The following is a 20,055-nucleotide window of genomic DNA, read 5'->3' on the forward strand; positions in this document are numbered from 1 at the left end:
AGGTCGAGAAGAGGACGAGAGGAGGTCGAGAGAGGGGCGCGGCGATCAACGGAGGTGGAAGTAGGCGGCGTTGCGGTCCGCGATGGCGTCCCAGTCCGCGTCCGCGGGGAAGCGCAGGACGTCCCAGCCGGCGTCCTCCAGGCGATACCCGGCCTCGACGTCACGGGTGGAGTCGGCCGGGTGGCCGGGGACGTCGACGAACACGGCGAGGTTGGCGCCGTCGAGGCGGAAGACGAGGTCGGGGCAGGCCCCGGCCTCCGGGACGAGGACTTCCACCTCGTCCGGCAGCCGGTAGCCCTTCGCCCTCAGCCAGCCGAGCAGATCCCCCTGCGCGACCAGGTCCGCGAGGTCCGCCTCCACCGGGGTCGGCGAGGACCCCGGGGCCAGCCTGCGGAAGCGCTCGCTGCGGGACTCGCCGCGGTCCTCCCGCTCGGTACGGGATGTGGCCAGCCGCACCAGCAGCGGCTTGGCGGCGTGCCGGCTCAACTGACGGTGGTGTGTCTGGTTGGCGTACGTCAGCAGACAGGCATAGCAGCCGCGGGCGCACTTCTCGCCGTCCGCCGGTCCGCCCTCGTCCTTGCCGGTCTCCGGGTCGAAGTGGCAGATGTCCAGGGCGGTTTCGGCGGCCTTGGCGAGAGCGTCCTTGTCGTGCTGGATCCGGCGCAGCACACCGGCACCGCCCTCGGCTGCCTCCGTGAACAGCATGCGTCGGCGCGGGCCGTCGTCCGGTGGGAGCAGCTCCGCGGTCAGCTCGGAGTCCTCCAGCTCGAACGCCGCCTCGATGCCCCGCTCCAGCGCGTACAGGAACGACAGCGCCACCGGCTCGGGCAGCGGCTCCTCCAGAGTGACCACGAGGATGTTGCGGCGGTCCTCCACGAAGGGCAGGACCCGCTTCTTGCGGCGCTTCTCGTTGCCGTCCTCGTCGACGACCGGCATGCCGGTGCCCTCGATGGCGTCCGCGGCGGCCCGGTCGTTGAGCCAGCGGCCGTCGCCCAGGTCCAGCCAGTAGCCGTCCGGCTCGCCCTCCTTGTCGCGGACGCGGCCGAGGTTGGTGATGCGCACGGTCGCCGAATCGCCGTAGTCCAGGTCGAGAACGGGTGCCCCGCCGGCGTCGGCGACATGCGAAGTGAGGCGTCCCTTGCGGGCGCCGTGGTCCTGGAACGCGTACGAGGTCTCCAGGCGGAAACCGGCCCGGCGGCGCTCCTCCTCGTCTGAGGAGATGCGCTCGCGCGGTGTGGTGTACACCGTGTGCAGGTGGAGCAGGCCGGTGCGCTTGCCGCGCAGCTCCTCGCCGCACATCATGCACTTGTCGGAGCCGGGCTTGACGACGTAGTGGTAGCCGCAGCCGTCGCAGCGCCTGGCCTCCGCCGTCGCCAGCTCGCCCGATGCGTCCGGCGGCAGCTGAACCCGGGTGACCTGGTAGCGGGCGCCCTCGTGGTAGATGAGCGCGCCGGGGCCGAACTCGCGGATCGCGAGGAACCGGGGACGCTGCAGATAGTCGCCGTCCGCGTTGCGACGGTTGCCGGAGCGCGGGATGTACGCGGCCAGCGGCAGCCGCGGGAAGCTGTAGCCCGGCAGGAACCCCTCGGACGCCAGATAGCGGTACGGATTGAAGTCGCTCATCACCGACTTGCTGTCGGTCGAGCGGTTCAGCAGCAGGTTCGTCTGCGTCTCGGCCTCCCGGCGCCGAGAGCGCGCGCGGCTCTGCTCGCCCGGGGAGAGAGTGTGGTCGACGACGCGCTTGTTCTGCTCGTACTGGTCGATGACGGCCGCCCGGAACAGGTCCCGCCACCGGTCGAAGGAGGCGTCGAACTTGTCCGGGGCCCGCTCGATCCGGTCCTCGATCCACTCGTCGTACCACCAGGTGGTCGACTCGAAGTCCGCGATCAGCGGGGCGAGGACGGTACGGGCGGTGGCGGCCGCGCGCCTGCGGGCGTCCTCGTCCAGGGACGCACTGAGGATCTCGGGGAGCAGCGGCAGGGGCATGTGCGGGTCGGGGCGGTCGTCGCCGTCGGGGTCGTAGGCGACATCGACGACCTCCGGGATCGCGGTGCCCAGCTTCATACCGGTCTCCGCCAGCCAGATGCCCTGGAGATGCGAGCGGACCAGATCCTCGTTGGCCAGGTCCAGCCGCGGCGGGGCCACCTGTCCCGACACCATGTCCTGGGAGCGGCGGAAGTAGTACTGGTCGTGGCTGTTGCCCGTCGCGCAGTACGTCGTCACCAGCGCGGGCTGACCGGAACGGCCCGCCCGGCCCGAGCGCTGTGCGTAGTTCGCCGGGGTCGGCGGCACATTGCGCATCATCACGGCGTTGAGCGAGGAGATGTCCACGCCCAGCTCCATCGTGGGCGAGCAGTACAGCAGAGGCAGTTCGGCGTCGCGGAACTGCCGCTCGCGCTCCAGCCGGTCCTCCGGAGTGACCTGCGCGGTGTGCTCCCGCGCGAACAGACCCGTCAGCTCGGCGGCCGCCGTCCGGTACAGGTCGCGGAAGAACGGGTTGACGCGCGGGCCCTCGCCGCTGCTGTAGGTGCGCGCCAGCGGGTCGATCGCGCCCCGCTCGCCGTCACCGGCCCGCCAGATCAGGGCGGCGGCAGACACCCGGTAGCCGGTGCGCTTCTCCGCCGCACGGCGGCGGAAGGCCGGGCCGGAACGCTCGGGGGTCGCCTCCACCTCGCGCACCAGGTCCGTGTCCCGCAACACCTTCAGCAGGTCCTCGATGACGCACTGGACGTCGTCCAGGGAAGCGGAGGCCTCGCGCAGTTCGGGCATGTTCCGCCGCAGGTACCTGCCGAACTTGCCGCGTGCCGACAGGAACAGCGCGGACCGCTCCATGCCCGGCCGCGAGCCGTACGGGTAGGCGGTACCGACGGTCGGCTGGTCGGAATCGCCCAGCACCCACGGCCCGGTGAGGCGCTCCTCGCTTGCCCGCTGAAGGGCGTCGAAGTCGTCACGGAAGTACTGCACGTCGATGGCGAGAGCCCGCCGCATGAAGTCGAGCAGTGTACGGGCGATCTCCTCGCGCAGCGCCGGATCGGCGTCGCGCAGTACGGCGTGGGAGGACTCCCAGGCCTCGGGATCGGCGGCGATCCAGTTCAGGTCCTCGTAGTCGATCCGCAGCAGCCCTGTCTGCTCCAGGTTCGGCATCGTGATACGCCAGCCGCGCTCGAGGTCGCGGTAGAGGCGGTACCCCACGACATCCCGGAAGGCCTTCGTCGCCCGTCGTTCCATGGACGGAGCAAGGCGCGTACCCGCCGCGTACTCGCGGGGCGTCAGGCCCATGACCTCGGTGACGGCCTCGGCGAGGTCGTCGTGGTGCAGTCCCTCCTCGCCCGCCTGAAGCGCCGCCTGGTACAGGGCACCACGCAACTGCGTCACCTGAGCGAAGTCGTTGAAGTGCCCGGCCTGGAGCGAGGCGTCCTGCCGGTTGTCGACGAAGGTGAGGAGCTTGCGCGCTTCCTTGCTGAGGCTTTCCTCCGGCACAGCCCGCAGCGACTTCACGATCGACGCGGAGATCAGCGAGGTCGCCGAGGAACGCCCCTCCTGGTCCAGGGTGGCCAGCTTGGCGAAGTCCCGGCCGCGGGTCTGCTCGTAGGAGACCTGGCAGTGCACGCAGAACAGGAACGGCGCCGGGACGAAGGCTGCCACCAGCCCTTCGCCCGCCTCGTTTCCGTGGGCGTCCACGACGACACGCTTGGGCAGACGCGGTTTGTAGGACTTCTTGACGACCGTCACGCCCTGCGCGTCCGGCTCCAGCCACGACTCCGGCAACCGCCTGTCGTCCACGGCCTTCTGTGGATCGGCCGGCCACTCGTAGTCCTCCCCGGGCATGCCCAGGTACAGGTAGCCCTCGCCCGCGCGGCCCCCGGAGGCGGAGGTGTCCCGGCGCGGCTCGTACCGGAACGCGCCGCCGTCCTCGGTGCGCCAGACCGTCAGGTATTCCTGGCCGCACTCACGGCAGAACGCCAGCGGGAACAGCGGCTTGCCGTCGCTGTCCGGCTGCTCCAACTGGTAGGTGCGGGTCAGCGGCCGGGTGAGCGGATCCTCGAGCGTCGTGTAGACGGTGTCGCCCTTGGAGAGGAACTGGTGCAGCCGGAACGCGAACAGCGGCCGCTCCGTCACCGGGTGTTTGGCCTGCGCGCCCGCCTCCAGGGTCGTACGGATCGCCTCGCGCACGCTGTCCTCGGGCACCCCGGACTCTTCTGCCAGCTCGGCCGCCGCCTCCTCGACGGTGCCCGGAGGGCAGCGGCGCAACCGCCCCGTGCCCTCTTCCTCCTCCAGACCGAACCGTGACTCCACCCAGCGGGCCAGCGGGTCCTTCGTCAACGCCTCGTACGAGCGGGGCGCCGCCGGCACCCGCAGCCGCTCGGCGGGCACTGACTCGGGGGCCTCCCCGGTCGCCCGGACCAGGGTCTCCCCGATGACCCGCTTCGGCAGCACCGTCGTACCGAACAACCGGCCGGCGACCCTGGCCACCTCACGCTGCTGGTCCTCCCAGGAGCCCTCGGTGGACATGGTCGCCGAGGTGCCGATGCACTGCAGCGTCGCGGACGCGCGGCAGGCCTCACGCACCCGGCGGATCAGGAACGCCACGTCCGCGCCCTGCCGGCCCCGGTAGGTGTGCAGCTCGTCGAAGACGAGGAACTGGAGCCCCTCGGCCATCCGGATCAGGCTGGACCGGTCGTCCGGCCGGGTCAGCATCAGCTCCAGCATCACGTAGTTGGTCAGCAGGATGTCCGGAGGGTTCTTGCGCAGCTGCCGGCGGTCCTCGTCGGACTCCTGGCCGGTGTAACGGGCGAAGGTGACCGGCTCGCGACCCTTTCCGAAACCGTGGCGCAGGTACTTCTCCAGCTCCCCCAGCTGCGAGTTGGCCAACGCGTTCATGGGGTAGACGACGATCGCGCGCACCCGGCCACCGGCGCCCGGCCCCGCCGCCTGACGCTCCTTCAGTACGTGGTTCACGATCGGGACGATGTACGACAGGGACTTGCCGGAACCGGTGCCGGTCGTGAGCACATACGAGTCGCCTGCCTGCGCGGCCTCGATCGCCTGCCGCTGGTGGAGGTGGAACGTCAGCGGCCGGCCGTCCGGGCGCTGCGAGGTCTCCTTCTTGCCGGCCTGGAAGATCTCCGCGCACTTCGGGTGCAGCACTCCGTCGCGCACGAGGTCGGTGACCTGCCCGCCGTCGGCGAAGAACGGGTTCAGCGACAGCCACGGGTCGGGCCATTGCGACTTCGCCGCCAGGTCCTCCTCGACGAAGTTGTCGATCCGGGCGTCCCGGATGACCGTCGCGCTCTTGGTGAAGTTCTTGTACTCGCTGATCAGGTCGGCATGGATGCCGAAGACGTCCATCGCCTCGGGCAGGCGCGGATCCCTGCGCGGCACGGGTGCGGGGGCGGCCGGGGCAGGCTCGGGGAGCAGGGCACGCAGCCGTGCCACCGGGTCCATCACCTGCCAGTGCGGAGCCAGCAGGGCGGCCGTGTCGTCCGGTGCGAGCGCGAGCGGGACCAGCGTCTCACGGACCAGGGCGGCGTTCTCGGGCCGCAGTTCGGAGTCCTTCTCCAGGAGGCGGTCCACCAGCCGGACCAGTTCGGCGGGCAGGTCCGGGCGCACCAGAGTGAGCCGCGGTGGCTTCTCGTGCTGGTGCTGTTCGGAGAGTTCGTATGGAGTTCTGGCGGAGAACGGCGGCCGCCCTATCAGCAGCTCGTACAGGATGCAGCCGAGCGCGTAGAGGTCGGCCGACGCGGAGACCCGTTCGGCACGGAACTGTTCGGGCGCCATGTAGCGAGCCGTGCCGACGCTGACGCCCGTGCTGGTCAGACGCGTCTGGTCGGGATCGTCGACGACCGAACCCATGCCGAAGTCGAGGACCTTTATGGTGCCGTCGCGGGTCAGCATCGCATTGGCCGGCTTCAGATCGCGGTGGACGACCCCGGCGGTGTGTGCGGCGGCGAGACCGGCGGCGAGCTGCGCCCCGATTGCGGCGACCCAGGAGACCGGCAGCTGAGGCTCCTCGTCGATGAGGTCCGCGAGCGGATGGCCGTCCAGCACCTCCATGGCCAGGTAGGGCAGGCCGCTGCCGCCCGGCGCCCGGTCCACGCCACCGTCGATCAGCAGGGTGAGGTTCGGGTGGCCCTGGGAGAGCATGCGCATGATCCGCACTTCGCGGCGGAAGCGGTCGATCTCCTTGCCGGAGCCCGAGGCGTCGACGGCGACTCCGGTTCGGCTGCGCAGCACGGTCTTGACGGCGACTTCCCGGTGGGGGGAGTCCGCGGCTGCCTGAAGGTCTTCGGCCCGGTGCACCTCGCCCATGTTCCCGCGGCCCAGGATCCCCACGATCCGGAACCGTCCGTCGACCGTCTCGAGGCGCACTTGCCATCCCCCGTCTCACCCGTTGCATACAAGGTGGGTACATTCCGTAGGGAGCGTATACCTTCACCTGTTTGCGAGCATCACACCATTCCGTTGACGTTGTCAACACGTCGCTCTTGAGGGTCTTGGCCGGAAAGCCTCGCTCCTTTGTTCCCCGTGCTGTCGTCTTTTTCGGCACAGGTCTCGAGGGGGGCCGGGGCCGGCCATGCCGAGAAGGAGCTGCCTCGTCCCGGTTTCCTGCCGACCCCGCTGGCTCAACGGCTCCTGAAGGAGGCCGGTGGCGTCACCACTGCCCATCGTCAGGGGTCCGGCCGGCTGGAGGCGCCGTTCGCCGACGACTTCGGAAGTCCTTGACCTGCTGAATCGACTTCCGCCGAGGTACCCCGTCGACCTGCTCCCCGACCTGGGCGCACTGCCCCACACGGGGGAGAGGTGGCTGCGAGACCGGACCCAGGGCATCACCGGCACGGGCAACCGCACCGTCTGGAATCGGGTGGGCAGCGTTCAGCACCTGGCCCTTGTGGCGCAAAGTCTCGCAGAGCGATAGCGGATGCCAATGCGACAGCTGTCGATCGCGGCCGACTGGGAGCACTCCCCGTGAGGCCGCGAGTCCCGGAGAAGTTCCAGAGGCGCCGCCGCATCCGCCCCGACCTGTGTTTGCCCTGGTCAAAACGGGTACAGCAGCGTTCATCCCGAGCCGCGTCAGATGTCCCGGAAGATCTCGATCTGCGCCCCCACCGTGTTGAGCCGCTCCGCCAGGTCCTCGTACCCGCGGTTGATCACGTACACGTTCCGCAGGACCGACGTGCCGTCCGCCGCCATCATCGCCAGCAGGACGACCACGGCGGGCCGCAGGGCGGGCGGGCACATCATTTCGGCGGCGCGCCAGCGGGTCGGGCCCTCGACCAGGACGCGGTGCGGGTCGAGGAGCTGGAGACGGCCGCCGAGGCGGTTGAGGTCGGTGAGGTAGATCGCGCGGTTGTCGTAGACCCAGTCGTGGATCAGCGTCTTGCCCTGCGCGGACGCCGCGATGGCCGCGAAGAAGGGGACGTTGTCGATGTTCAGTCCCGGGAACGGCATCGGGTGGATCTTGTCGATCGGCGCCTCCAGCTTGGAGGGCCGGACCGTGAGGTCCACCAGGCGCGTACGGCCGTTGTCCGCGACGTACTCGGGCGTGCGGTCGTGGTCGAGGCCCATCTCCTCCAGGACCGCGAGTTCGATCTCCAGGAACTCGATGGGGACGCGGCGCACCGTCAGCTCCGACTCGGTGACCACGGCGGCGGCCACCAGGCTCATCGCCTCGACCGGGTCCTCGGAGGGGGAGTAGTCGACGTCCACGTCGATGTCCGGCACGCCGTGCACGGTGAGCGTGGTCGTGCCGATGCCCTCCACCCGTACGCCCAGGGCCTCCAGGAAGAAGCACAGGTCCTGGACCATGTAGTTGGACGAGGCGTTGCGGATGACGGTCGTGCCGTCGTGGCGGGCGGCGGCGAGCAGGGCGTTCTCGGTCACGGTGTCGCCGCGCTCGGTCAGCACGATCGGCCGCGCCGGGGTGACCGTCCGGTCCACCGTGGCGTGGTACTGGCCCTCGGTGGCGGTGATGTCCAGGCCGAACCGGCGCAGCGCGATCATGTGCGGCTCGATCGTCCGCGTTCCGAGGTCGCACCCACCCGCGTACGGCAGCCGGAAGCGGTCCATCCGGTGCAGCAGCGGGCCGAGGAACATGATGATCGAGCGGGTGCGGCGGGCCGCCTCGGCGTCGATGGCCTCCATGTCGAGCCCGGCCGGGGGCACGATCTCCAGGTCGACCCCGTCGTTGATCCACCGGTTGCGGACGCCGATCGACGAGAGCACCTCCAGAAGGCGGTACACCTCCTCGATGCGGGCCACCCGGCGCAGCACCGTGCGTCCCTTGTTGAGCAGCGTGGCGCACAGCAGCGCGACACACGCGTTCTTGCTCGTCTTCACGTCGATGGCGCCGGACAGCCGACGGCCGCCGACCACGCGCAGATGCATCGGACCCGCGTAGCCCAGTGAGACGATCTCACTGTCCAGGGCTTCACCGATTCGAGCGATCATCTCAAGGCTGATGTTTTGGTTGCCGCGCTCGATGCGGTTGACGGCGCTCTGACTGGTGCCGAGCGCCTCCGCCAGCTGCGACTGTGTCCAGCCCCGGTGTTGCCTGGCGTCACGGATGAGCCTGCCGATGCGTACGAGGTAGTCGTCTGCCATGGGGCGACCGTATATCGGATGTGAGATATACGAAAAGCGGAAGACCGCCTACCGGGTGAGCCCTCCGAGTGAGGCGGGGGACCTCAGTCGTGCCGGCGGCGCGTGGTGGTGCGCCGCCAGCCGAACGGGCCCGGCAGATCCATCGACGTGGTGCGACGGCCCGTGCTGCTGTGCGTGCGTCGCGGCCCGTGATGACCGCCCGTGGTGATGGACCAGGAGCGGCGGTTGATGTTCAGCCGGACCCCGGGGAGGATCCGGAAGCTCTTGCGGAACGTGAGCGGCATGTGTGCCTCCTTCCGTCGCGGGCCGGGTACCCCCGATGCGTCAACGAATGCCCGCGATGGGGCGGTTGGCTCGTGGTCCGTCCCGCACGCCGTGCTGCGGCCCGATGGCCTTCGGTGCGCGCGTCGCGGTCCCTCACTTCTCCCGGACGGGGGTGTGACGGTCCGCTGCCGGGGCCCTGTCGCCGTGGGTTGCCGCCGTGGCCTGCCGTCGCGGGAGGGTCCCCGGGGCGTGGGTGCAGTGGGCGCCACGCAGGGGAGAACGGCGCGGCAGGGCTCGGGGCATGACCAAGCCGCGCACATGTACTAGAGTTATCTCGACATCGAGATATCTGCCGAGGCGCGCCGCAGCCGCACGCCATCATCCCATGGCGGTAAGGGTTACCTAACTTAGCCTTACCTTAGCGGATCGTCGAGACAGCGTGGCGGCAGGATGCGGTGGTACGCGCACAAAAATGAAGGAGACTGTCGTGTCGGCGAACAGCTTCGACGCCCGCAGCACGCTGCAGGTGGGCGACGAGTCGTACGAGATCTTCCGGCTGGACAAGGTGGAGGGCTCGGCCCGCCTTCCCTACAGCCTCAAGGTCCTGCTGGAGAACCTGCTCCGTACCGAGGACGGCGCGAACATCACCGCCGACCACATCCGGGCCCTCGGTGACTGGGACTCGCAGGCCCAGCCCAGCCAGGAGATCCAGTTCACGCCGGCCCGCGTGATCATGCAGGACTTCACCGGCGTTCCCTGTGTCGTGGACCTCGCCACCATGCGCGAGGCCGTCAAGGAGTTGGGCGGCGACCCGGCCAAGGTCAACCCGCTCTCCCCGGCCGAGCTGGTCATCGACCACTCCGTCATCGCCGACAAGTTCGGCACGAACGACGCCTTCGCGCAGAACGTCGAGCTGGAGTACGGCCGCAACCGCGAGCGCTACCAGTTCCTGCGCTGGGGCCAGACCGCCTTCGACGACTTCAAGGTCGTACCCCCCGGCACCGGCATCGTCCACCAGGTGAACATCGAGCACCTGGCGCGCACGGTCATGGTCCGCAACGGCCAGGCGTACCCCGACACCCTCGTCGGCACCGACTCGCACACCACCATGGTCAACGGCCTCGGCGTCCTCGGCTGGGGCGTCGGCGGCATCGAGGCCGAGGCAGCGATGCTCGGCCAGCCCGTCTCGATGCTCATCCCGCGTGTCGTCGGCTTCAAGCTGACCGGTGAGCTCAAGCCCGGCACCACCGCCACCGACCTGGTGCTGACCATCACCGAGATGCTCCGCAAGCACGGTGTCGTCGGCAAGTTCGTCGAGTTCTACGGCGAGGGCGTGGCCGCCACCTCCCTCGCCAACCGCGCCACCATCGGCAACATGTCGCCGGAGTTCGGCTCGACCGCCGCGATCTTCCCGATCGACGCCGAGACCATCAACTACCTGAAGCTGACCGGCCGCAGCGAGCAGCAGCTGGCGCTCGTCGAGGCCTACGCCAAGGAGCAGGGCCTCTGGCTCGACCCGGCCGCCGAGCCCGACTTCTCCGAGAAGCTGGAGCTCGACCTCTCCACGGTCGTCCCGTCGATCGCCGGCCCGAAGCGCCCGCAGGACCGCATCGTCCTCGCCAACGCCGCCGAGCAGTTCAAGTCGGACGTCCTCAACTACGTCGAGAGCGTGGACGAGGCCGGCCAGGAGTCCTTCCCGGCCTCCGACGCCCCGGCCGTCGCCCCGAACGGCGCCCCGTCGAACCCGGTCACCGTCACCGCCCCCGACGGCTCGACCTACGAGATCGACCACGGCGCGGTGACGGTCGCCGCCATCACCTCCTGCACCAACACCTCGAACCCGTACGTCATGGTCGCCGCCGCGCTCGTCGCGAAGAAGGCCGTGGAGAAGGGCCTGACCCGCAAGCCCTGGGTCAAGACCACCCTCGCCCCGGGCTCGAAGGTCGTCACCGACTACTTCGACAAGGCGGGCCTGACCCCGTACCTCGACAAGGTCGGCTTCAACCTGGTCGGTTACGGCTGCACCACCTGCATCGGCAACTCCGGCCCGCTGCCGGAGGAGGTCTCCAAGGCCGTCAACGACCACGACCTCGCGGTCACCTCGGTCCTCTCCGGCAACCGGAACTTCGAGGGCCGCATCAACCCCGACGTCAAGATGAACTACCTGGCCTCCCCGCCGCTGGTCGTCGCGTACGCCATCGCGGGCTCCATGAAGGTGGACATCACCAAGGACGCCCTCGGCACGGACCAGGACGGCAAGCCGGTCTTCCTGAAGGACATCTGGCCGACCGAGGCCGAGGTCAACGACGTCGTGGCGAACGCCATCGGCGAGGACATGTTCAACAAGTCCTACTCCGACGTCTTCGCGGGCGACGCCCAGTGGCAGGCCCTGCCCGTCCCGACCGGCAACACCTTCGAGTGGGACACCGAGTCGACGTACGTCCGCAAGCCCCCGTACTTCGAGGGCATGACGATGGAGACCACCCCGGTCTCGGACATCACGGGCGCCCGCGTCCTCGCCAAGCTGGGCGACTCGGTCACCACCGACCACATCTCCCCGGCCGGCGCCATCAAGGCCGACACCCCGGCGGGCAAGTACCTCACCGAGCACGGTGTGGAGCGCCGCGACTTCAACAGCTACGGTTCCCGCCGCGGCAACCACGAGGTCATGATCCGCGGCACGTTCGCCAACATCCGCCTGCGCAACCAGATCGCGCCGGGCACCGAGGGCGGCTACACGCGTGACTTCACGCAGGACGGCGGCCCGGTCTCCTTCATCTACGACGCCTCGCAGAACTACCAGGCCGCCGGCATCCCGCTGGTCGTCCTGGCCGGCAAGGAGTACGGCTCCGGCTCGTCCCGCGACTGGGCGGCCAAGGGCACCGCGCTCCTCGGCGTCAAGGCCGTCATCGCCGAGTCGTACGAGCGCATCCACCGCTCGAACCTCATCGGCATGGGCGTGCTCCCGCTGCAGTTCCCCGAGGGCGCCTCGGCCCAGTCCCTCGGTCTGACCGGCGAGGAGACCTTCTCCATCTCCGGCGTCACCGAGCTGAACGAGGGCACCACGCCGCGCACGGTCAAGGTCACCACCGACACCGGTGTCGAGTTCGACGCGGTCGTCCGCATCGACACCCCCGGTGAGGCCGACTACTACCGCAACGGCGGCATCATGCAGTACGTGCTGCGCAGCCTGATCCGCAAGTAAGCGGTACGGCACGGCAGTTACGGCAGTCGAGGGCCGCATCCCCTGTTCACTCGGGGGGTGCGGCCCCTCGCCGTTCCCGCCCAGGACATCGCCGGGCCTCAGGTGGAACACAGGGGGCCCTCAGCGAACCGGGACACGATCCGCACATGGCCGCAACTCCCGTGTCCCGGAACGACCGGGTCCCTGTCCTGATCGTCGACGACGAGGTGGAGGTGTACATCTCCGGCCTGCGCCGCGAGACCGACGAGGCCAGGAACCGGTGATCCACACCCTGCGCGGCGTCGGGCGCGTGGTCAGACCCGCGGAGACCACGAGATGAGGCTCCTGCCGCGCGGACGGTCACTGCGCACCCGGTTGCTGCTCTTCATCGGCGCCACTCTCGTCGCGGTGTGCGCGGCGATGGCGCTCACCACCGTGCTCGCCCAGCGTGCCTGTCTGCTGGGCGACCTGGACGATCGCGTCAGCGACGCCGCCGAGCGCGCGGCCCGGTGCTGGCGCCGCCGGCGGGCGCCGCCGCCGCGCCAGCCTCGGCGAGGCCCAGGTCGGACCGCGCGGCCACACCGACCTGGCGTTCCCACGGGAGCAGGGCCAGGCCGCCGGCACGCTCTCCGCCCGGATCGACGACGGGGACGTCACCGCCGCCGAGGTCATCACCGGTGACGGTGGACGGCGGTCGCTCACCGCGGCCCAGCGCGCCGCCCTGCGCGGTGTCGAGGCCGACGGCTCACCGCACACCCGGACCGTCCCCGGCCTCGGCACCTACCGCGTCGCCGTGGTCAGCGGCGACGGGCTCACCGTCCTCACCGGCCTGCCGGCCAGCGACGTGGAGGACATGATCAGCGGGCTCGTCGTGGTCGAGGCCGCCATCGGGGTCGTCCGGCTCATCGTCGCGGCGTGCGTCCGCGCCGTCGTCATCCGGCGTCAGCTGCGGCCACTGGGACGGCTCGCCGCCACCGCTGTCGCGGTCTCCCGGTCGCCGCTGGGCCGCGACGACACCGGTGGCCTCGTCCGCGTGCCCGAGCGCGACACCGACCCCGGCAGCGAGGCCGGGCAGGTGGGCGCCGCCCTCAACCGGATGATCGACCACGTCGAGTCCTCGCTCGCCGAACGCCGGCGCGGTGAGGAACGCATGCGCCGCTTCCTCGCCGACGCGAGCCACGAACTCCGTACGCCGCCGGCCTCCATCGCCGGGCACGCGGAACTGACGCACCGCGGTGCGGGGCGCATCGAGCCGGTGCTGGCCTGGAGCCGGGTCTCGGCCGAGTCCGCGCGCACGACCGGGCTCGTGGAGGGCCTGCTGCTGCTCGCCCGGCTGGACGAGGGCCGGCCGCTTGAGTCCTCCGAGGCAGACCTCGCGGCGCTGGTCGCCGACGCCGTGTGGGAGGTGACCCGACCCGGCCGCGGACCTGGTCGGCGTACCCCCGAACGCTCCGGGGCCACCCGGGCGCGCGGGCCCCGGCCGGGCGGGGCGTCTCGGTACCCGCGCCTCCGCCCGGCCCGGTGAGCGACGGCGTCCGGGAGCGGTCCGCCGTCGCTCACGGCCAGGCCTCCTCGCCCGTCGTGCGGTGGGCCACGGCGTTGTCCGCGGCGCCCGTGATGGAGGAGATGATCTGCTCCTGGGACGCGGTGCTCACGTCGAACAGCCCGTTGTTGCGGCCCAGGCGCAGTACGGCGACACGGTCGGCGACGGCCTTGATGTCCCCCATGTTGTGGCTGATCAGAAGGACCGCCGTGCCGCGGTCGCGCACCTGCTCGATGAGGTCGAGGAGGTGGCTGGTCTGCTCGACGCCCAGAGCGGCGGTGGGCTCGTCGAGGAGCAGGACCTTCGGGGAGCCCATCAGCGAGCGGGAGATCGCCACGGCCTGCCGCTGCCCCGCGGACAGCGCGGCGACCGGCATGCGCACATCGGGGATGCGGATGGACAGCGTGCGCATCAGCTCGCGGGCGCGGCGCTCCATCTCCACCTCGTCGAGGATGCCCACCCGGTCGATCTCCCGGCCGAGGAAGAGATTGCCGACGACGTCGAGGTTGTCGCACATCGCGAGGTCCTGGTAGACGGTCGCGATGCCCAGCGCGTGGGCGTCGTGGGGCCGCTTGATGTGGACGACCCGGCCCTCCCACTCGATGACGCCCCGGTCGGCGGGACCCACCCCCGAGATCACCTTGATGAGCGTGGACTTGCCGGCGCCGTTGTCCCCGGCGAGGGCGACCACCTCACCGGCCCTCAGCTGCAGCTCCACGTCCTGGAGGGCCTGGACACCGCCGAACCGCTTGGAGATGCCGCGCAACGCCAGCACGGGTGGGAACGCCACCGGGGCCACCTTCTCTCATCCGGTGAGCCCGGCCCGGTCGCAGGCGAGCCGGAGTTCCGGGGTGCAGATCTGGTCGACCGTGTACATGCCGTCTCTGACGAGCGTCTGCTTGATGTTGCCGGCCGTCACGGGGATCGGGGTGAGCAGAACGGCCGGGATGCCCTCGGTGGTGGAGTTGTCGACCGTCGTCGTGGCGATGGAGTCGATGTCCTCGTCGCGCCCCAGCGCGACGGCCATGGTGGCGGCCGCGTCGGTCTCCTGATGGAAGGGTTTGTAGACGGTCATGGTCTGCTCGCCCGTGAGGAGGCGCTGTACGGCGTCGAGGTCGGCGTCCTGGCCGGTGACGGGCGGCAACGGTGAGACACCGGCTCTCTTGAGGGCGGAGATGGCGCCGGTGGCGATGGCGTCGCCGGCCGCCAGCACGCCGTCGATCCCGTTCGGGCCCAGCGCGGCGATGGCGGCGGACATGTTGGCGTTGGCGTTGTCCGACCGGTAGCCCGGCGTGTCGTAGGACCTCTCGATCCTCACCCTGTCTTCCAGGACCGACCTGGCACCTCTTTCGTACTCGGCCGCGTTGGGGCTGGCCGGATCGCCGTTCAGCATGACGATCCGGCCGCCGTCCGCCTTGTCGCCCATGGCCTTGAGGAGTGCCTGGCCCTGGAGCCTGCCGACCTGGACGTTGTCGAAGCTGACGTAGCCCGAGATCGGGCCCTCGGCCAGCCGGTCGTAGGAGACGACCGGGATGTCCGCCTGCCGTGCCGCCTGGACCGAGGAGCGCAGGGACCTGGGGTCGGCGGGGTCCAGGATGATGACCCCGGCCCCCTTGGTGATCAGGGAGTTCATCTGCTGCCGCTGGCTCGCGGCGTCGTTCTGGGCGTTGGCGTACGCCACGCTGCAGTCGGGGCACAGCTCCTTCACCCGCTTCTCGATCATGGGCTTGTCGTAGCGTTCCCAGCGCGGGAGCACGCTGCTCGGCAGCAGCAGGCCGACGGTGAAACCGTCGTCGCCTCCCGAGTCGCCTCCTCCGCAGCCGGCCGCCGACACGGCCATGAGCCCCGCGATGACGACGGCGAGGGCGTTGTGTGTGCGGGTCCTCATCTCAGGCCCCCTCGTTTCCGTCTCAGGCCCAATCGCCTGCGTCCGGACGCCGCGTCGCCGCGGCCGGGTCCGGCGTCGTCCCGCGCGGGTCCGTCCTCCACCGGCTCCGGTTCGGGCGGTGTCAGGACGACCTCGCTCCACACCTGCTTTCCCCCGGCGACCGGCACCGAGCCCCAGGACGCCGACATCGCCTCGACGAGGAACAGGCCCCGCCCGCCCGTCGACTCCCAGTCCACGATCACCGGCTTGGCGGGGGCGCGCGGCGAGGAGTCGGTCACGGCGACCCGCACCCGGTCCCCGGCATGCGTGAGGTCGAGCCGCACCGCGCCCTGGGTGTGCACCAGCGCGTTGGTGACCAGCTCGGAGACGACCAGCAGCATCGTGTCGGCCTCGTCGCCGACGCTCCACGAGCGCAGGGTGCGCGCGGCGAAACGGCGGGCGTGCATGACGGCGTCGGGCAGCCGCCACACCACCCAGCCGGCCCGCACCGGCCGGACCTTCATCCCGTCGTAGCGCAGCAGCAGCAACGCCACGTCGTCCTCACGGCGGCCGTCCTCGCCCAGCAGCACGTCGGCCATCCGCCCGGGATCCGAGGGGTCGGCGCCCGCCAGCGCCTCACGGGTGAGCCGCATGCCCTCGTCCAGCTGCAGATCGGCCGCCTCGACCAGGCCGTCGGTCACCAGCGCGAGTACGGCGCCGGGGGACAGCGCGACCGCGGTCAGGGGGAACTCGGCGTCCGCGGCGATGCCCAGCGGGAGGCCACCCTCCACGACCACCTCCTCCGTGCTGCCGTCCGGGTGGCGCAACAGCGGCGACAGGTGCCCGGCCCGGACGAACAGCGCGTTGCCCTCCTCCATGTCCAGCTCGACGTAGCAGCAGGTGGCGAACAGGTCGGTCTCCATGCCGACGAGCAGACGGTTCGCGTGCGAGACGACCACGTCGGGCGGGTGGCCCTCCACGGCGTAGGCCCGCACCGCGGTACGCATCTGGCCCATGATCGTCGCGGCCCCGGCGCTGTGGCCCTGCACGTCCCCGATGACCAGGGCCACCCGGCTCTCGGAGAGCGCGATGACGTCGTACCAGTCTCCGCCCACCTGCAGGCCGCGCTGGGCGGGCAGGTAGCGGGCCACGGCGGTTCCGCCGGGCAGCTCCGGGAGGCGGCGCGGCAGCAGACTGCGCTGCAGCAGTGTCGCGAGCTCCTGCTCGGCGTCGTACGCGTGCGCCCGCTTCAGCGCCTGTCCCACCAGCCCCGCCGTCGCGGTGAGCAGGGACCGCTCCTCCGGTCCGAACTCGTGCGGCTCGTCCCAGCCGACCAGGCACACCCCGGCGACCCCGCTCTTGGCCCGCAGTGGCAGGACGGCCAGCCCGCCCGGACCGACCCCGGTGAGCCCGGGTTCGAGGGCGGCGCCCGCGGGCCACAGGCTCATCCGGCCGTCCCGCAGCGCCGCCTGCAGCGTGGGCAGCGCGCCGACCGGCGCGTCGGGCCACTCCGAGCGCCACTCCGAACGCCACAACTCGGGCCAGGCACCGGCCGCCGGCGGATCGAGCACGGTGACCGCCAGCCTGTCGTCCACCAGCTCGGCGAGCGCCACCCGGTCGGCGGCCAGCGGCTCGCGCAGGGCGGCGACCACCACGCGGCTGACCTCGCGGACCGTCGTGGCGTCGTCGAGCGCGGCGGTCAGCCACTGCACCCGCGCGACGTCACTGGCGCTCTGACGCAGCACGGGGGCCGCGGTAACCAGGCCCACCACCCGCTCCGGGCCGTCGTCCGTGCCCCTCAGCACCCGGCAGCTCAGACGCAGCCAGCACAGCTCCCCGGTCGGCCGGCGGATACGGAACTCCAGCTCCCTGAGGCCACCGGTCTGTGGGGACGGCTCGACCACCGACATCAGTGAGGGGAGGTCCTCGGGGACGGTGTACGAGAGCAGGGTGTCGGTCTTGCCGTCGAAGTCGTCCTCGGAGATGCCGAACAGTTCGAGCAGCGTCGTGTCCGTCCCGACCATGCCGGTGCCCAGCTCCAGGACGAAGGAACCCACGCGCATACTCCGCAGCGCCGGGTCCAGCAGCTCCGCGGGCGCCGAGGGGTCGGCCTCCCCGCGCAGCCGCCCGGCGACCGCGTCGGCGTACTGCTCCAGGAAGTCCCGCTGCTCGGCCCCGAAGCCGTTCCCGGAGTCGCCCACGACGACGAGACAGCCCAGCCATCCGCCTGCCGCGCCGAGCGGCAGCACGGCGAGCGGGCCGGCCTCCGGGCAGGAGGTGACCACCGCGGAACTCAGCCACAGCTGCCGGCCGACGCGGAAGGCGTCGGCGACCGGGGAGTCGCCGGAGACCGGGACGCGCTCGGGCAGCCGCTCCTCGGCGGTGTCGGTTCCGGCCGACGCGGCCACTTCCACGAGCCGCAGCTCCCGGCTTCCGTCACTGGGCACATAGACAGCCGCCAGCGCCGCCCCGGCGAACGCCAGGACCCGCTGCCTCGCGGTGGGCTCCGGCGCCGGGTGGGCGGGACCGGCGTCCTCTGTCCCGGCCCCGAGTGCCCGCAGACCCGGGGCCGTGGCCCGGGCACCGCCGTAATGGGGCATTGTCCGTACCTACCTCCCGTCCATGCCGCAGGTACCGGCAGGTGGAGGTTCCCCGGAACTCAGGCGGCGACGGCGCGGGCGCGTGACCCGACGACGCCGGACCGCGCCGCCGATGAGCGGCAGGGCACCCACACATCAGAATCGCATACCTGGACAGACACGCCCATATGTTCTGCTGCCACCGGGGGACGATCGGGACGGCCGAGGCGCCCTCGCCAGGGCCGGACCCGCGCGGCGCGCACCCGGCCCCGCGTCCCCGCCGTGCGGCACCGGCCCCGCGTCCGGCGCTACGGAGGAAGCCGTGCGGCACCGGAGGAACGCCGGGGCCTCTCCCCTCGGGGGCGGCCGCGTACACCGAGCCGCCACGCGAGCTCAGCCCCAACTGACTTGACATCGTTGTCCGTTGAGGGAGTAGAGTCACGCCCGGAGGCGCAGACAACGTTGTCGTCCCTGCGGCCACCCAAGCCACCCAGCCACCATGCCATCCAGCCACCCCCACCCGTGCCGGTCCTCTCCCCCCGGGACCGGAACGGCTCGCGGACCGGGTGAGGACGCATCGCCCCCACCCGGTCCGCCGGAGCCGGTCCGCCGGAGCCGGTCCGGTTCCCCGGCAGGCCGAGAGGGCGCTTCAGCCCACCCGGCAGGCCAGGCTCGTGGCCGGATCACCTCCCGAGCCGTCCGTCACGTAACCGAACGTCGTGCTCTCGCCGGGATCCAGCGAGCCGTTCCAGTCGACGTTGTGGACCATCACGTGCTGTCCGCTGTACGTGGCGTTGCCGCTCCACAGGCTTCGGACCGAGTGCCCGCCCGGCAGTGTCCAGTCGACCATCCAGCCCAGCATCGGCACGTCACCGGTGTTCTTGACGGTCACCTCGGACTGGTAGCCACCGTTCCAGCTGCCCGTCGTGCGGCGGGTGGCCGAGCACTGGCCGGGTACGGGGTCGGTGGGGTTGCCCGGCTCCTTGATGCCGGTCACCTCGCCGTTGCCTCCGTCGAAGACGACGTCCGAGCAGGAGTAGAAGGTCTCCTGGCTGTCGGAGCGCTGCCAGACCATGTAGATGATGTGGCGGCCGGACTTGCCCGCGGGCAGCTGGCCCCGCCAGGAGTAGTTGGCCTCGACCGTTCCCGGGCTGCCGTTCAGCGGCGGGTGGTCCACGCTCAGGAACGGCCGCTCCTCCATGTCGTTCCAGGTGAGCGTCTTCGTCGGGTCGAAGCCGTCCTTGGTGATGTAGACGTAGAACCAGCCCGGGTGCGCCGCCCACGCGTTGTACGAGAAGTCGACGGTCGCGCCCGAGGTGAGGTGGGTCAGCGGCCAGTCCTTGCTGGGCGTGTTGAACCCGGTGAAGTTGGTGTTGCCGCCGCTGCACAGTTCACCGTCGGGGACGAAGCCGCGGGTGCGGCCGGCGCCGTCCGAGCGGAGCACGGAGAACCAGTTGTAGAACGGCGTGGTGCCACTGACCTGCTGGGCCGCCTTGCAGGCCGGGTTGACCGGTTTGATCTCTCCGGTGTCGGTCAGCCCGTCCTGCCAGCACAGGAAGGTGCGGCTGCCCGGTTTCATGGGGGTTCCGTGGGCCTCCGCGTCGCCGCTGCCGGCCGTCATGACCAGGCCGAGCGCGGGGATGGTGGTGACGAGGGCGAGCAGGACGAGGAAGAGAGCTCGGTGGCGGCGGGGCGGCCTTAATCGCATCATTGTCACGCGCATGACAAATGCTCCTCGGGTGTACGGCCTTGAGGGACCTGCGTGGACCTGCGCGGGCGTGCGTATGTGCGCCGGTCGCGCACAGGGGTCGCCGGGTGCGGGCGGCGCCCCTGCGTGAGGGTGGCGGGAGCGTTCCGAGGGGCGGGTTCCGGTCCACCGATATGGGAGCGCTCCCACCACGCCTTGCTTCGGAAGTTAGCGCCGAGCGGCGCACATGTAAACGCCTGCCGCCTGCCGCACGCCGCCTGCCGCACGCCGCACATCGCCCGGCTCACGCGGTGAACGCGCGGGCGGGCC

Annotated in this window: 9 protein-coding genes; 2 read left to right on the top strand and 7 right to left on the bottom strand. The window is 70.9% G+C overall.

All coding sequences use genetic code 11. The features are described from left to right. Window positions 1–45: 45 nt before the first annotated feature. From ACZ49J_RS43760 to ACZ49J_RS43770, 3 genes are all read right to left on the bottom strand, one after another. Window positions 46–6,369 (bottom strand): protein kinase domain-containing protein, encoded by a 6,324-nt coding sequence (locus ACZ49J_RS43760; protein WP_467456886.1) that lies wholly within the window; start codon window positions 6,367–6,369, stop codon window positions 46–48. Between the two features lie 702 nt (window positions 6,370–7,071). Then, window positions 7,072–8,601, bottom strand: coding sequence for a helix-turn-helix domain-containing protein (locus ACZ49J_RS43765; RefSeq protein ID WP_467456888.1), 1,530 nt, complete (start codon window positions 8,599–8,601; stop codon window positions 7,072–7,074). Window positions 8,602–8,684: 83 nt separating this feature from the next. Then, the gene (locus ACZ49J_RS43770; protein ID WP_467456890.1) at window positions 8,685–8,885 is read right to left on the bottom strand and encodes a DUF4236 domain-containing protein; all 201 of its coding nucleotides are present in this window, start codon (window positions 8,883–8,885) and stop codon (window positions 8,685–8,687) included. Between the two features lie 467 nt (window positions 8,886–9,352). Between ACZ49J_RS43770 and acnA the strand changes: the two genes are divergently transcribed. Further along, window positions 9,353–12,070, top strand: a complete 2,718-nt coding sequence (acnA, locus tag ACZ49J_RS43775; RefSeq protein WP_467456891.1) for an aconitate hydratase AcnA — start codon at window positions 9,353–9,355, stop codon at window positions 12,068–12,070. A 427-nt stretch (window positions 12,071–12,497) separates the two neighbouring features. Further along, a complete protein-coding gene (locus ACZ49J_RS43780) occupies window positions 12,498–13,574 on the top strand; it encodes a histidine kinase dimerization/phospho-acceptor domain-containing protein (protein WP_467456892.1) in 1,077 nt (358 codons plus the stop codon). A 31-nt stretch (window positions 13,575–13,605) separates the two neighbouring features. Here ACZ49J_RS43780 and ACZ49J_RS43785 read toward each other — a convergent pair whose 3' ends face one another. The 4 genes from ACZ49J_RS43785 to ACZ49J_RS43800 form a co-directional block, all read right to left on the bottom strand. Further along, entirely contained in the window at window positions 13,606–14,382 is a 777-nt protein-coding gene (locus ACZ49J_RS43785; protein WP_467456893.1) for an ATP-binding cassette domain-containing protein, read from the bottom strand. A 15-nt stretch (window positions 14,383–14,397) separates the two neighbouring features. Then, a complete protein-coding gene (locus ACZ49J_RS43790) occupies window positions 14,398–15,480 on the bottom strand; it encodes a substrate-binding domain-containing protein (RefSeq protein WP_467456894.1) in 1,083 nt (360 codons plus the stop codon). Further along, window positions 15,477–18,059 (bottom strand): SpoIIE family protein phosphatase, encoded by a 2,583-nt coding sequence (locus ACZ49J_RS43795; RefSeq protein WP_467456895.1) that lies wholly within the window; start codon window positions 18,057–18,059, stop codon window positions 15,477–15,479. The genes ACZ49J_RS43790 and ACZ49J_RS43795 overlap by 4 nt, the downstream gene beginning before the upstream one ends. Window positions 18,060–18,687: 628 nt before the next feature. Next, a complete protein-coding gene (locus ACZ49J_RS43800) occupies window positions 18,688–19,761 on the bottom strand; it encodes a lytic polysaccharide monooxygenase auxiliary activity family 9 protein (RefSeq protein WP_467456896.1) in 1,074 nt (357 codons plus the stop codon). Window positions 19,762–20,055: the final 294 nt, after the last annotated feature.

The sequence above is a fragment of the Streptomyces sp. NPDC030840 genome (assembly GCF_055572015.1).

What these genes read in the sequence shown, in the direction of transcription:
- ACZ49J_RS43765 (WP_467456888.1), bottom strand. Translation starts at nt 8,601, where the DNA reads ATGGCAGACGACTACCTCGTACGCATCGGCAGGCTCATCCGTGACGCC.
- ACZ49J_RS43770 (WP_467456890.1), bottom strand. Translation starts at nt 8,885, where the DNA reads ATGCCGCTCACGTTCCGCAAGAGCTTCCGGATCCTCCCCGGGGTCCGG.
- ACZ49J_RS43790 (WP_467456894.1), bottom strand. Translation starts at nt 15,480, where the DNA reads ATGAGGACCCGCACACACAACGCCCTCGCCGTCGTCATCGCGGGGCTC.
- ACZ49J_RS43795 (WP_467456895.1), bottom strand. Translation starts at nt 18,059, where the DNA reads ATGCCCCATTACGGCGGTGCCCGGGCCACGGCCCCGGGTCTGCGGGCA.
- ACZ49J_RS43800 (WP_467456896.1), bottom strand. Translation starts at nt 19,761, where the DNA reads ATGCGCGTGACAATGATGCGATTAAGGCCGCCCCGCCGCCACCGAGCT.